The sequence below is a fragment of the Bacillus sp. S/N-304-OC-R1 genome (assembly GCF_019749375.1).
In the GTDB taxonomy this organism is placed as follows: domain Bacteria; phylum Bacillota; class Bacilli; order Bacillales; family Cytobacillaceae; genus Cytobacillus.
The window spans coordinates 1-14202 of record NZ_JACWFE010000002.1 but is presented as its reverse complement, the minus strand read 5'-3'; the positions used below and the strand labels follow the sequence as shown (position 1 = coordinate 14202).

At 37.8% G+C, this 14202-nt stretch carries 11 protein-coding genes and 1 pseudogene; 3 read left to right on the top strand and 9 right to left on the bottom strand.

What is annotated here, in order from left to right; genetic code table 11:
* Positions 1-57 precede the first annotated feature (57 nt).
* The gene (locus H0173_RS04100; protein WP_221844873.1) at positions 58-1671 is read right to left on the bottom strand and encodes an ABC transporter substrate-binding protein; all 1614 of its coding nucleotides are present in this window, start codon (positions 1669-1671) and stop codon (positions 58-60) included.
* Positions 1672-1901: 230 nt separating this feature from the next.
* On the opposite strand from H0173_RS04100, the gene H0173_RS04095 reads away from it, so the two are divergent.
* From H0173_RS04095 to H0173_RS04085, 3 genes are all read left to right on the top strand, one after another.
* On the top strand, positions 1902-2801 hold the full coding sequence (locus H0173_RS04095; RefSeq protein WP_221844871.1) for an acetamidase/formamidase family protein: 900 nt from the start codon (positions 1902-1904) through the stop codon (positions 2799-2801).
* 40 nt (positions 2802-2841) lie between these two features.
* On the top strand, positions 2842-3756 hold the full coding sequence (locus H0173_RS04090) for a proline iminopeptidase-family hydrolase (protein ID WP_221844869.1): 915 nt from the start codon (positions 2842-2844) through the stop codon (positions 3754-3756).
* A gap of 273 nt (positions 3757-4029) precedes the next feature.
* Entirely contained in the window at positions 4030-4506 is a 477-nt protein-coding gene (locus tag H0173_RS04085; protein WP_221844867.1) for a GNAT family N-acetyltransferase, read from the top strand.
* Positions 4507-4609: 103 nt separating this feature from the next.
* On the opposite strand, the pseudogene H0173_RS04080 reads toward H0173_RS04085, so the two are convergent.
* The 8 genes and pseudogenes from H0173_RS04080 to H0173_RS04045 all read right to left on the bottom strand — a co-directional run bounded on the left by H0173_RS04080 (position 4610) and on the right by H0173_RS04045 (position 13892).
* Positions 4610-5457, bottom strand: a pseudogene (locus tag H0173_RS04080) (IS3 family transposase).
* A gap of 128 nt (positions 5458-5585) precedes the next feature.
* Positions 5586-6854 (bottom strand): hypothetical protein, encoded by a 1269-nt coding sequence (locus H0173_RS04075; RefSeq protein WP_221844865.1) that lies wholly within the window; start codon positions 6852-6854, stop codon positions 5586-5588.
* Positions 6855-7281: 427 nt separating this feature from the next.
* On the bottom strand, positions 7282-8073 hold the full coding sequence (locus H0173_RS04070) for an ABC transporter permease (RefSeq protein WP_221844863.1): 792 nt from the start codon (positions 8071-8073) through the stop codon (positions 7282-7284).
* Positions 8074-9012, bottom strand: a complete 939-nt coding sequence (locus tag H0173_RS04065; protein ID WP_221844861.1) for an ABC transporter permease — start codon at positions 9010-9012, stop codon at positions 8074-8076. It abuts the gene before it with no gap.
* A complete protein-coding gene (locus H0173_RS04060) occupies positions 8973-10076 on the bottom strand; it encodes an ABC transporter ATP-binding protein (protein WP_221844859.1) in 1104 nt (367 codons plus the stop codon). The genes H0173_RS04065 and H0173_RS04060 overlap by 40 nt, the downstream gene beginning before the upstream one ends.
* 25 nt (positions 10077-10101) lie before the next feature.
* The gene (locus H0173_RS04055; RefSeq protein ID WP_221844857.1) at positions 10102-11214 is read right to left on the bottom strand and encodes an ABC transporter substrate-binding protein; all 1113 of its coding nucleotides are present in this window, start codon (positions 11212-11214) and stop codon (positions 10102-10104) included.
* A 15-nt stretch (positions 11215-11229) separates the two neighbouring features.
* Complete coding sequence (locus H0173_RS04050; RefSeq protein WP_221844855.1) at positions 11230-12438, bottom strand: metal-dependent hydrolase family protein; 1209 nt, start codon at positions 12436-12438, stop codon at positions 11230-11232.
* An 86-nt stretch (positions 12439-12524) separates the two neighbouring features.
* Positions 12525-13892, bottom strand: coding sequence for a hypothetical protein (locus H0173_RS04045; RefSeq protein ID WP_221844853.1), 1368 nt, complete (start codon positions 13890-13892; stop codon positions 12525-12527).
* Positions 13893-14202: the final 310 nt, after the last annotated feature.

Genomic DNA, 14202 nt, shown 5'->3' with positions numbered 1-14202 from the left:
ATCTTTAGACCCAAAAAAGAAAGAAGAGATTTTTACAAACCTCCCCTTTCTTAGGAATTATTTCAATTTCATATTTTTAGTAAATGCATCCCAATACCAGAATGATGAAATATTATAGCCTTCTAAATCTTTGTTCGAGGCCATTATTTGCTTTGGATGATCAATCATAATCCACGGTGTATCCTCTGCAATAATTTTTTCAGCTTCAATCATCAATTCTGTTCGTCTTTCATCATCTGTTAGTACTGCTTGTTCATCTAGGTATTTATCAACCGTTGGATTGCTATAATTAGCAAAGTTAGAACCGCCATCCCCACGATTATTTGAATGGAATACAGGCTGGAGATTTCCTACAGGATCCGGGAAATCTGATCCCCAAACAATCATTAATATATCGTAATCTCTAGCACCACCAAATGCCCTAGTATTTAGCTCTTCATTTGTGACCTTCTCAATTTCTAGATTGATGCCCAGTTCTTTAGCTGCAGCTTGTAGAGCCAACGCAGAGTTTAATCTTAGAGTGTCACTGTCAGTAAGGATTGTAGCATTAAATCCATTAGGAACCGATGACTTTGCCATATATTCCTTCGCTTTCGCTAAATCATATGTGTAATCTGGCAGTTCATTATATGCCTTTTCCCATTTATCCTCGGCAAATAACCATTGTGAAGGGCCAATTGGAACTGCCTTTGCAGGGGAACCTGCTTCTTTTACAATTTCATCCATAATTTTTTTCTTATCTAAAGCATAGTTAAGTGCTTTTCGAACATTAACATCATTAAAAGGCTCTACTTCAACATTCATAGCAATAAAGTCACTTAAAAAGCTGTCTACCATATCAATCTTTACATTTTCCATTCCTTGAACAACAGGGATTAAATCAAGCGGCAAGCCAATCGTAGCGGTAATTTGGTTTGTTTTTAAACCAGTGACTCTTGTAGTTCCTTCAGGAAGTACTTTAAACACAACTTGATTTAGATATGGCCCTCCAGTTTTATCCCAATAATTCTCGTTTTTAGCTAGTGCAATTTCAGAACCTGTTTGCCAGCTTACATATTTAAACGGTCCTGTTCCCATGACGCCGCCGTCTGGTTTTCCAAAGTTATTCTTATGTTCTTCGTAATAAGCTTTGCTAATAACATGACCACCTGTTGTAGCAGGTACATAGCGCCATAGTGTGTCCGGCTGAGATAATGTTACTTTAATTGTCCAATCATCAACCTTTTCAATCTTATCAACATTCGCATACATCCATCCAACATAGGATGCCGTGCTTGGCTCCTTTACCCTTTCCATTGAAAAAATAACATCGTCTACTGTCATTGGCGTTCCGTCAGAAAACTTTACATCTTGCCTTAGTTTATAAATATAAGTATGTGGATCGGGATTTTCCCAGCTTTCAGCTAACAACGGCTGCAGATGTCCATTTTCATCAAACTTTAATAATCCTTCAGTAATCTGTGTTACAACAGGGTTTGTTGTAAAGTCATAAGAAAACGCTGGGTCTAACGAAACGATATCACCTGGTAATCCAAACGTGACAGTCCCCCCAGATCCTGCCTCCCCTTTTTCTTTATCATTTGTCGAGGCTTTGTTGTCATTACTGCAGGCACTTAAAAAGATTGATAGTACAAGAATAACTGCAAAAAATGCTAAGTTTACCTTCTTCAAACAAATCAGCTCCTTTTTCTATATTTGATGTTGTCATCATTATGGCAACTATGAAACTTATAAAGTTTCAAATATGAATCATGATATCTTAAATATTTAATCATCATAATATTTAAAATAGTTTTATTTATCTAAATATATTGACTAATGTTTCCACCTCCCTTAATGTTATTTCCGAAAAGACATCTTAGTCGGTATTCTGTCGTACTTTAACAATGGGAGGGGAAAAAGTGCATAGGTTAAAGCCTGAACAATCTATTTATAGCTTTTCAAAAAATAATAAGCCCAAGTTAACGATTAGAAGCGGGGAAAAGGTAGTTTTTGAAACTTATGATTGTTTTACAAACCAGATTAAAACAGAGCAAGATTTTGTAACATCGATCGATTTTTCAAAAGTAAACCCAGCAACCGGCCCTGTTTTTGTAGAGGATGCTCGTCCTGGTGATATTTTGAAGGTTGAAATTCATGATGTGACAGTAAGGAGCTGGGGAGTAATCAGCACCCTTCCAGATATAGGTGTATTAGTCCATCGAGCAGAAACCCGGACAAAAATAGTAGAAATCGAAAACAGCAGAACTATACATTTTAATGAGGAAATTTCATTTGATGCAACACCTATGATCGGTGTCATTGGCTGTGCTCCCGCTGACGAAGATGTTCCATGCGGTTTACCTGGTGATCACGGCGGTAATATTGATAATCATGTGATTACAAAAGGTTCAATCGTTTACCTTCCTGTAAATGTTCCGGGAGCTTTGTTTAGTCTTGGAGATGTTCATGCCTCCATGGGGGATGGTGAAATCTGCGGGACTGGCGTGGAGACGGCAGGGATCGTGGAAACAACTATTTCTACTCTAAAGGGAGAATCCCTTTCACGGCCTTTAGTAGAAACAGATGATAGCTGGTATACTGTCGCATCAAGTGATGATACCACTCGTGCAATCCAAATCGCATGTGAAGATATGCAGGATCTCTTAGTAAAAAAATGGAATCTCTCTCCTACTGATGCCTATTTACTTATGTCGGTCGCTGGGGATGTCCAAATGTGCCAATGCTGCAAACCCTCTCCAATAGATGTAATTGCTCGATTTAGAATGCCTAAAATTAATAATATGCCACGGTTAATATAATTTTTTTGAAAATCAAAATTCAAATGACGAGGTGTTAGGAATGAAAGGTCAAACACAAATTGTTCCAATCAGCGGAGGTTTTCATGTCTGGACAAGAAAAGTGGGAGATAGCCCAATTAAAATTCTTCTCTTGCATGGCGGCCCTGGAAGTACTCACGAATATTTATTATCATTCCAAGATTATTTACCACAGGAAGGTATTGAGATTTACTTTTATGATCAGCTAGGATCTTATCATTCCGATCAGCCTAATGATCCATCGTTATGGAATGTGGAACGATTCCGGGAAGAGGTTGAAGAAGTTCGAAAGCATTTAGATTTAGATCAATTTTATTTATTTGGTTCCTCATGGGGCGGTTTTCTCGGCATCGAATATGCTCTTAAATACCAGAAAAATTTAAAAGGATTAATTATCTCTAATATGACGGCTAGTATTCCTTCGTATGTAAAAAGTATAAATCATTTAAGAAATAAGCTTCCGGCAGAAATCATTAATAAACTAGCAGTATATGAAGAACAAGGAAACTATAAACACCCAGAATACGAAAAACTTTTAGAAGAGCATTTATATAAAAAGCATATTTGCAGACTCGACCCATGGCCGGATCCTGTTGTTAGGGGTCTCTCTAACATTAATGAACAAATCTACAATACAATGCAAGGGCCAAACGAATTTCTAGTGACGGGGACTTTTAAGGACTGGGATCGTTGGGATAACCTGCAAGAAATAACAGTACCTACTCTTCTCCTTGGCGGCAAATACGATACAATGGCTGTTGAAGACAAAGAAGAAATGGGACGCCGCATTCCAAACTCCCGTGTCTGCATTTGCGAAAAAGGCAGTCACCTCTCCATGTGGGATGACGCAGATGCGTACTTTGACTATATTAAACAATTTATAAAAGACGTTGAAGATAATAAACCGGTGTCTAATACTTCGGAAACCACTGTATAAAAGCAAAATTAAGTTTCATTCGAGACTTAACCTTAGAGCTAACAATGGAGAAAATAAAAAACTCCGTGATTGTTAGCTTTTTTCGATATATAGATAGGGCCATGTGTTGATTTCCAAGTACGAATAACGCTATGATTCTATTAATTGGTTATATTGTTATTTATTGTTTTTACATAAAAGTTCATTTTAACACTAGTTAACATGTAAGATGTAAAATTATGGTAGTATAGTACAATGCCAGTCACCCTATTCCATCAAAAAAGGAGAATTAATATGTTAAGAATAGTTCCAGTCGAAATGCACCAGCAGAATATATTACAAAATCTGATTCAATTTTATATTTATGAATTTAGTCAATATCTTTCATCTATTACATTAGAAGATAACGGGCTTTATAAGCCGTTTGATTTAGATAAATATTGGACGGAAGATCAGTATCATGCTTTTTTTGTGAAGCTTGGAGATGAGTTTATTGGCTTTGCTCTAGTTGAAAGTGAAACAGACACCTCTCCAAATGCGATGGAGGAGTTTTTTATCATTAAAAAATATAAAGGAAAAGGATACGGAAAAATGGCAGCGGTTGAATTATTCAATAGATTCCCAGGAAACTGGTTTGTTACACAGGTAAAGAAAAACTATCCTGCCCAAGCTTTTTGGAGAAGTGTCATTTCCGAATATACCAATAATAAATATACTGAGCGATATGATGAAAATCGGATGTCGATTCAGGAATTTAAAAGTGGGACATAGGGTCTGGTCCCATTTGTCCCACTCTGACAGGATGTAAAGAGAATAAAAAGGGTACACTTTACAATAAAGTGTACCCTTTGTAAAGGACATTTTTAAAAAAGGCCTATGCTACCTGAAGAAGATGATTTCTGTATTGAACAGGAGTCATCTTTTTTAGGTTCCATTGATATCTTGTATGGTTATAGTGGCGGATATATTTGTCGATTTCCCGTTGAAGCTCTTCAATTGTTTTACATAATTTTATATCAACTTCATCTTTAAGATGACCAAAAAATGATTCTATAGGTGCGTTGTCCCAACAGTTTCCTCTTCTGGACATGGATTGACGTAAGTGAAAAGCCTTTAAGATTATGACTTTTGCCTCTTCATCTTTCACTTCTTGATATTTCCGTCTTTCTTCTGCCTTAGCTGAGAAATAATTGTAGTAACCACTTCTTGACACACCGGCAACCTCACAGAGGTATTTAACCATGTGTTTCAAGTTGAATTTTTCAATAATTTCACGAATAAGAATGTACTTTTGACTAATTGGAAGCTTTAGCTTTTCAGCCCCCTTTCTAACATACGAATCTTTTTTAAGAGTTCATTCTCTGCTTTTACAAGATTCATCTGAGCTTCTAATCTCGCATATTTCTCCTCAATTGTTAGTTCTTTTAATCGTGGCCTTCCAGAGCTATCTTTTCTGGTGTCTCTAAACCCCAATACGCCTTCAGCCTTATAAGCAGCTCTCCAACGTTCGGAAGCAGATTTAATTCTTTTCATTCCGATGATATCAACGTCAAAACCCGCTTCTTCAAAGATCTGCCTTGAAAACTTCCCCTTACTATATTCTGAAACAAAATGTTGTTTAAACTCATCTGAATAAGTGATTCCTTTTGAACTAACAGATTTAACATAGGGGTTTTTAGATAAAATTACGATTTCTTTCTCTGTAAAAGTCTTTTTACTCATGTTTCTCCGTCTCCAGTATGATCTAGTTGTGTTATTAAATTATATAAAAAAAGTACCCTATAGAAAGCACTTTTTTTAAGTGTCTACTCTATAGGGTACATTTTACAAAGCATGTACACTTTTTTAATTTACCTATTTGTCAATGTAATAGTAAGTTCCTTGTTCTCTCCAGCGGCCTTTGCAGTAAAGACTACGTTTGCTGAACCTTCTGCATGGGCTGTATGCCAATCTGCTAAACTGCCAAATTCACTTGCAATTTTTGCAGCAATTGCTTCAGGAGTGTCACCGGCATTTAGATTAATAGTCTTTGTAACATTAGTTACTCCGTCAAAGAAAGATACATCAAGCGCTCCAGCTTTTTGAGCGGTTCCTTGAATTGTTAATGTGCTCACTTGCTGAATCCCGCTATGCCCTGCAGAACCTTCTTGTTTTGCAAAAAATTCACCTTTAATTTCTGAACGATTGTCCTTTTCAGGAACAACAATCTTAAATCCATCGTAGGCCTTTTTAGCTTTGGAAGTAAAAACGACTTCACTGCCTACATTTGTAACATCCCATTTATTCGTTAATGAGGTAAAGGAGCCTTTTAGTGTTACATAAAAATCCTGCACAATGGCCTCTGCTACTTCGGCACCTGTTCTTGGATACACAACCCCGTTCACCACTTTTTGTGTTCCACCCATATACCATTCATTAACGTACCCATCACCATCATAAATATTGAATTTGAAGTTGCTCATTTTTGGAGCATATCCCTCTTCAAATTTATAACTATAAATAGCACTTTGCCCCTCACTTGCTGCTTTACCTTCAACAGTATTTGCTAAATTGGCGGTAATGTCATTCGGATTTTCAGGATCAGTTGGTCCACCAGTTTCATCGCCATCTACTTGTGTAGCCACGACCTCTAATTTAATATTGCCAGTCTTTCCTTGAAAATCAATATCGTTATCGCCATGTGGCCAATCAATTAAAATTTTGAAGCTTTCTATGTCATTATTTGGTCTAAAGGCAGTTGAATAATCAATATTAACCCACTCATTCTCAATCTCTCTTTGTAAAGTCATAGCTATAGGTGAACCCCCTCCTTCAGGAAAAAGCTCCCCGTCAGGAGTTAAATTTACCTTGTATTCTACCGGCACTTCCGTTTTATTCTTATGAATTTGGAAGCTATAGGCCTCAATCGTTTTCATACCAGGATATAGCTTACCATCTAAATTAAATTCAGCACTCCCAATGGTAGACCCATCTTTATTCACAGCATCTACCTCAAATTTAGCCGCTGTTGCAGTATTATTAGTACTAGTAAAGCTCTTAGAAAAATAAGCAACTGTTCCCATAATAGCAATTGCCACAAATAAAACCGCAAATAGACTTAGACTAATTTTCTTTTTCAATGTGCTTTCCCCCTATTTATAGTATTTTTAGATTTTTTGCGTTAACTTCCTTGCTTGCCTCCCTTCCACAAAACAAGTTATGTTCTTTAATAGGCAAAACCTGTGCTCAATTAGTTCTTTATAAAGAACATTAAAATAATTATATTTCTTTATATAGAATAAAACAAGAGAAAAGATATCTTTTTGTTCTTTATAAGACACATAACAAGGACGAGTGTTTTTTACTAAAGAGGAAACTATTATGAGTATTTAACTAGATTTATAATATGCAGGAAATGATTGGAGCTAAAAATAAACCGGGAAATCAAAGAAAAAGTTTTTGCTCAAACTAAAAAGTCCAAAGAACACATGCTAAAATTCACATGTTCTTTGGACAATAATAATCAGGTCAGTTGTTAAACTCTAATTCGGGACAAGGGAACCGTCCCTATTGGCTTCCATAAAGTTTGCCGACGCCGTAGACTTTTTCGAGGATGGCAATGAAGATGACTGTTATGAGTACGACGATGCTGGATACGGAAGCGATTAGCGGGTCGTAGGAGTCTTGCATTCTTGAAAATAGTTCTAGCGGCAAGGTGCGTACTTCTGGTGATACCATGAAGATGGATAGGGTTACGTTATCAAATGAGATCAGGAACGAGAAGAGCGCGCCTGAGATCATGGCTGATCGAATTAATGGCAATGTGACTTTCCAAAATACGACGAGCGGCTTGGCTCCCAGAATGACGGCTGCACGTTCAATTGTATAGTCATACCCGCTTAACCCTGTTAAGACAAACCGGATGATATACGGAACACAAATGATTATATGGGAAATGACATAACCGACCGATGTCCCGGACAGTCCCATTGGCGTAAAATAAATAAGCAATGCCACACCAAGAACGATTTGCGGTACCGTTAAGGGTGCCGTGAAAAGGGAGATAAGAAATGTCTTTCCGTAAAAATTATATTTTGCGATGGCGATCGAGCACAATGTCCCTAATATAACAGCGAAAAAGGAAGCCAGCGCTGCAAACTTAATACTGTTAAGAAAAGCGGTAATAAACTCGGGACGCTCTAATATTTTTGTATACCATTGCAATGAAAATCCTTTCTGTGGGAAGGTTGGATAACTTGTTTCGGTAAAGGAAGATACAACAGTTACAATAATAGGTAATAGGAGAAACAAGATACACATACCTGTAACAAATAATCTAAACGGCTGCATGAGCTTCATTTAACGAAACACCTCCCCAAATTTGCTTCTTTCTAAAGATCGTGTAAACATCATGACGATTACAAGTGTTGCGGCTAATAAAATGTAAGACATAGCTGAACCGAACGTCCATTGAAACAAGGTCATGATTCGTTCATATGTGACGACAGGCAATACTGGTACACCTGCACCACCCATTAAAACAGGTGTTACGTACGCACTCATTGATACACTGAAAACTAATGTTGTTCCTGCCACAATTCCAGGCAAACTAAGGGGAAGCGTGATGGAGAAAAAGGTTCTTAATGGGCTTGCTCCTAAAATTCCGCTCGCCTTCTCCAGTGAAGGATCAATATTATAAAGGCTTGTCGCAATCGCTAAAATCATAAATGGCAGATAAGCGCTCGCTAAGCCAATAACAACACCAATCTCAGAGAATAACAGCTTAATTGGCTGCTCAATGATCCCCATTTTCATCAGAAACGTGTTAATCGTTCCATTTGGCAGCAATAATAAATACCAGCCAAAGTTACGAACAACCACACTAATCAATAACGGTGAAACGACTAGCAATGTTAAAATACTGCGTACTCGTGCTGATGATTTAGCCATTGTTAAGGCAACTGGATAGCCTAACAGTAAGCAGAAAACAACTGTATAGAAGCTGATTTTAATCGTTAGCCATAACGAATTTAAATAATACGGATCCGAGAAAAACTTCACATAATTATTGAAGCTATAAACGGCATTATCGACGTTTAACCCTTCTTTTACATCAATAAAGCTCAAATAAAAGATATAAAGCATCGGTACAACGAAAAAACTAAGCACAAATAGCAAAAGCGGCAGCAAAAGCAAAAACCCAGGTAAAAACTTTTTCAAGCGATTGGAGTTTGGCTTTTTTATTGGAGGTGTTGGCATTACGACTTCTTTGTCATCCGCATGTCTGATTGTTTCCATCCGATGACCACCTCATTTCCCACTGCAAAAGCCGGGTTCATTTCTGGACAAGTAATTTTAATTGCATACTCGCCTTCGATCAACACCTCTACTTCCCAAGCAGAGCCCAAATAGTTCATCTGGACGATTTTCGCAAGATGTGTAAGCTCATGATGCTTTTCCGTTACGCTGCTGCCAACATGGATTTGTTCCGGTCTTATATATAGCTTAACCTCATCATTGACTCCAATTTGGGCATTTCCGATAATGGAATCCTTAGGCAGCTGAATATTCCATTTTTCATTAATTCGAATATGAAATTCTTCATTTTCAATACTAGTAACTGTTCCTTCCAAGCAATTAGAGCTGCCGATGAATTGAAAAACAAATTCCGATGCTGGATTCTGATAAATTTCTGTAGGTGTGCCAATTTGCTCAATTTTCCCTGCATTCATGACGACAATTCGGTCAGACATAGATAATGCCTCATCTTGATCATGGGTAACGAATACGGTTGTCACCCCAACATCCTTCTGCATCCGTTTGATTTCTGCACGTAATTCAACACGCAATTTCGCATCCAAATTACTAAGCGGCTCATCCAGCAATAATAAGGTAGGTTCAACCACGAGGGCTCTGGCGATGGCTACCCTTTGACGCTGACCACCTGATAATTCTCTTGGGTATCTTTGCTCTAATCCCGTCATTTTAACTAAAGCTAAAGCTTTTTCGATTTTTTGTGCGATGACCTGCTTGTCTATTTTTCTAAGCTTAAGACCAAATGCTAAATTTTCATAAACGGTCATGTGTGGAAATAACGAATATGCCTGAAACACCATGCCCAGATCCCTCTTATAAGAAGGGACATTATTCATTTTCTTTCCCTTTATCAATAACTCTCCTTGATCAGGATGTAGAAAACCAGCAATAATGTTTAAAGTTGTTGATTTTCCGCACCCTGATGGGCCAAGCAGGGTCAATAGCTCACCCTGCTTGATTTGGAGGTCTATTTGATTCAAAATAGTATTTTTACCATAACTCATGCTGACTCCTTGAATGTCTACATCATACTGAATATTAGGCATATTCCTATGATTCCTCCTCCTGCTGCTATTTCAGCTTTTTGCCCAGCTCTGGCACAACTTCCTTCGCAAAGCGTTCGATCCACATTTCATGTACTTCTGCAATCTTATTGAAATCTGGTGTATAGACTTTATCCGATTCTTTGATGCCAATTACAGATTCGTATTTTTCAGGAAGAGATACACCCTCTAACACTGGGTAGAAACCGCCTCCAGCAACTGCTTCCTGTGACGTTTCTGTAATAACGAAGTTGATGAACTTCTCTGCTGCTTCCTTCTTAGGCGTGTTTTTCACAACTACTGCTGTAAGCGATTGCAATGGTGCTCCTTCTGAAGGAATAATCATTTTAATAGGTAAATTACTATCCGCTAGGTCAGTAACGACATAGTTTGCTAGAATCGATACAGCTGCTGTTTCCTGCTGAATAACAGGTAATAATTGTGTTGAGTTTTTATAGAATGTATCTGAGATAGCGGCAACTTCCTTTAACTTATCAATAGCTGGATCCATATTTTCAAGGTCCCCGCCATTAGCCATTACTAGATTGTAATAAGCAGCATGTCCCCATGCGTTCGATACTTCTGGATAAGCTGTTTTACCTTTGAACTCCTCGCGGTATAAATCATTCCAAGAAGTCGGCTCTGCCCACCCATTTTTCTTAAAAATGTTTGTGTTGTAAGCAATTCCTACCGTGTATCCGAAAATCGGTACTCCATAATCACTGTAAATGTATTTTTGATCCATTTTATTTAAGTTCGGAAAATTCGATTTATCAATTTGCTCCGCTAGGCCAGCACCTGCCGCTTTAATCACATCTCCAGGCGTAAAGGTCGCTACATCAATTTGTGGTGCATCCTTTTGAAGCTCCAATTTGGAATAAATTTCACCTGATAATCCAGCAACATAGTTAACTTTAATACCTGTTTCTTCTGTGAACTTTGGTGCGATTTCATCACGAATCAGCGTTTCAATTTTTCCGCCGTTCCCCGCAACCGTGATACTTGTTACTTCTCCTGATTTTGAAGACTCTTCCTTTTTCTCACCTGCACTCTGATTGGTCACTGGTGCTTTAGGTGCTCCACATGCTGCTAATGCAAAAACCATGACTGCTAAAAGTACTAATGATAAAACCTTTCTCATTTCAATTTCCCCCTTTTATATTTGATTTCCTAATGCCTGCTTAGAAGCTGCTAGCCCGTAAACAAAGCTTGGAATTTTTCCATTGGTCATAACAAACTGAATATTTCGGAGTACAGCGAGATCTGTCAGTGGATCCCCTTCGATGGCGATAAGATCTGCACGTTTCCCTGCCTGAATAGATCCGGTAACATCAGAAACGCCAAGTGCTTCCGCAGCTAATGATGTTGCTGATTCAAGAATCTCTCCATTAGTCATTCCCGCATACGTTAATACTTCCAAGCCATCGACATATTTATCATGTGTCACATGAGGAATCCCTGCATCTGTGCCATAGATAAACTTCACACCCATTTCATGCATCCGTTTTAACTGAGGAATTCGCTCTGTAATTCGCCTTTGGTCGATCTTCCAGCTAATATTGGTCGTTGGGCAAACATATATATTTTTTTCAATTAGTTTTCTTGCTTGATCTTCATCATACTGAATACCGTTTTCTGTAAACCACGAGCAGTGCTCAATCGTGTCCACTCCCGCTTCAATGGATGTTTCAATCCCCGGTGTTCCATGTGCATGGGACGCTACTTTCAGTCCTAAAGTATGGGCTTCATTCGTTGCTGCCTGCATTTCCTCTAATGTAAACCTTGCTTCCCAAGGAGAAGATCCCTTTGTTAAAGCTCCACCAGTAGCCATAATTTTAATTAAATCTGCCCCAGCCTTCGCATGCTCTCGAACGGCTTTCCGTACCTCAGTCGCATTATCGCATTCACAGCCCATATACCAGCAATGTCCGCCGGTAGTCGTAATCGGTCGGTTTGAAACGAGTAAGCTAGGTCCTTCAGCCATTCCCTTTTCAATCGCTTCTTTTACAACTAGATCAAGGAAATTTCGTGCACCTAGCTCACGTGCGGTAGTAACCCCTGATCGCAAAAGCAATTTTGCGTTATAGATCATTTGCGTAAGAAGCTGGTAATCAGTTGCTTCCATCATCTCTTTTACCGGATTGGGACTGCCGTCAAATCCTAAATGGACATGTGCATCAATGAGTCCTGGCATTAGAGTAGCATCCCCTAAATCAATTTCCTTTGTTTGGTCATCTTTTAAAAAAGAAATCTGGCTGTATTCCCCAGCTGCAATAATTTTGTCCCCCTCGACAAGTACGGCACCGTTTTTAATTACATCTCCTGGGAAGCCTAAAATAACCTTAGCTGCTTTTAATAAGTACAAGAAAAAACATCTCCTTTTTTGTAAAAAAATTATGTTCAATAAGGATTTATAGAATTCCTGAAATACTATAACGTAAACGCTTTCATCTATGAGGGAAAGGAAAGGAATTCACTCTTATCTTTCTTGTTAACTTGAGTATCGTTATTCTTAACCTTATAAACTGAGCGTGGCCTTCCCTTTGAAAAAGGCTGCTCTTCCCCATTTATATAAATGATATTTGCATCCAATAATTTTTTTAGCATCCGATCGGAACTTCTTTTGCTAAACTGAAAATATTCCGCCAAATCTTTTGATGTAAAACCTTTATAATCACGAATTTCCCAAAACTTGATTAGCTTACTAATATTCGAAACACTTAAACCTGTTTTTTCTGAAATGCCCAATGTCTGGTCATCTTCACTGCGAAGATGGAAATCTGTTACTTTCTCATTTAAAGGTCCAATAACTAGCTTGCTATCCGTAATAATATAGCTGCTTCCCTTGTTTCGTATTTGGTCTGCGTAATGCAAAGCAATTTGAGCATTTTCTTCCGCCTCATTTGCATTAATGCCGAACCCGAAGCCCATACTCACATGAATATTTAATAACTCATAAATCTTAGATAAAATGGACAGCTCCTGGTATTGATTTGTAATATACTCTAAAGGTCCTCTTGTCCCAAAAATAATATATTGGTTATTCCCAAGATAGTGAATGGAAGCATTTATTTCTTTACCAAATTGAAGCAGCAGTTGATGAAGCTCTAACACTAATTCTTGACTGCCAAGTTTCCCTTTTCTCTTCATGATTTCGTCGTACTCTTTAATCGAGACAAATCCAACCGCAATTTGTGACTTCTTGCTTAGCATGAGCTCGCCTCGAGTATATGTAGTATTCAATGTATCTAAAATATTCTTCTGAGGAACAATCATCCGAAAGCAATTAACTCCAAGCCCCGTTAGCTTTTCATAAACTGAGTTAATACTAGTGATCACCAAATCGATTTTTCCCTTTATCCATAGATCATAATGAAATTGAACAAGCTCGTCGCTAAAAGGAAGCTCCTCTTTAATAAGCGTTTGGTACTCCTTAATAAATACAGATTCCGGATTCACCTTTAGTTCTTTTAAAACACTATAAATATATCGAGAATCATGAATATCAAACGACAACTTACTAGAATTAATACCTAAATGATGCCTCACATAATACAGTGATAGAGATACAACATATTCATCAAAAGGAATAAAAGCAGATGGAAGCTTTTTGTCTTCAATTTCTTTAAGCGAGAAATAATAAGGAACAGGACCTGTAAAAAATAAAGCATCAAAACCATAGGCTTTCCGCACCAATTCAGGACTTTCCTTTGGGTCTTCATATATGAAGGGAGTAATCTTTATATTGTCATGAGGAACACTTTCTAAGACTGTCTGCATATTACCCCTTGAACCAAAAGCCGCAATATTAACTTCCATAAAATGAATTCTCCTTTTATTTAGTGACAATTGTCTCTAAATGGTCCCTAATTAGAAATATAATGTATTGCTAAAATTGTGTCAATTCAATTTTTAGAAAATAGATAATATTTTTTCTAGTAGGACAAGGGAACCTTTCGTCCCATTTTGGACAGATACTGAAGAAAATCAGTGGAGGATGTCCGTTATACGAGGTTAGATCCAGTCCAGCTATCACTTGATCCCTTGATTCGTTTCTTCCGTTACTCAAAAAAAGGCTACAGAAAGTAAAGTCAAAAGGTAGTGACCCCTTAAAGTTAGAGTTTTTATT

Coding starts and splice junctions, on each gene's coding strand:
- H0173_RS04090 (WP_221844869.1), top strand. CDS start 2,842: ATGAAAGGTCAAACACAAATTGTTCCAATCAGCGGAGGTTTTCATGTC.
- H0173_RS04085 (WP_221844867.1), top strand. CDS start 4,030: ATGTTAAGAATAGTTCCAGTCGAAATGCACCAGCAGAATATATTACAA.
- H0173_RS04070 (WP_221844863.1), bottom strand. CDS start 8,073: ATGAAGCTCATGCAGCCGTTTAGATTATTTGTTACAGGTATGTGTATC.
- H0173_RS04065 (WP_221844861.1), bottom strand. CDS start 9,012: ATGGAAACAATCAGACATGCGGATGACAAAGAAGTCGTAATGCCAACA.
- H0173_RS04060 (WP_221844859.1), bottom strand. CDS start 10,076: ATGCCTAATATTCAGTATGATGTAGACATTCAAGGAGTCAGCATGAGT.
- H0173_RS04055 (WP_221844857.1), bottom strand. CDS start 11,214: ATGAGAAAGGTTTTATCATTAGTACTTTTAGCAGTCATGGTTTTTGCA.
- H0173_RS04045 (WP_221844853.1), bottom strand. CDS start 13,892: ATGGAAGTTAATATTGCGGCTTTTGGTTCAAGGGGTAATATGCAGACA.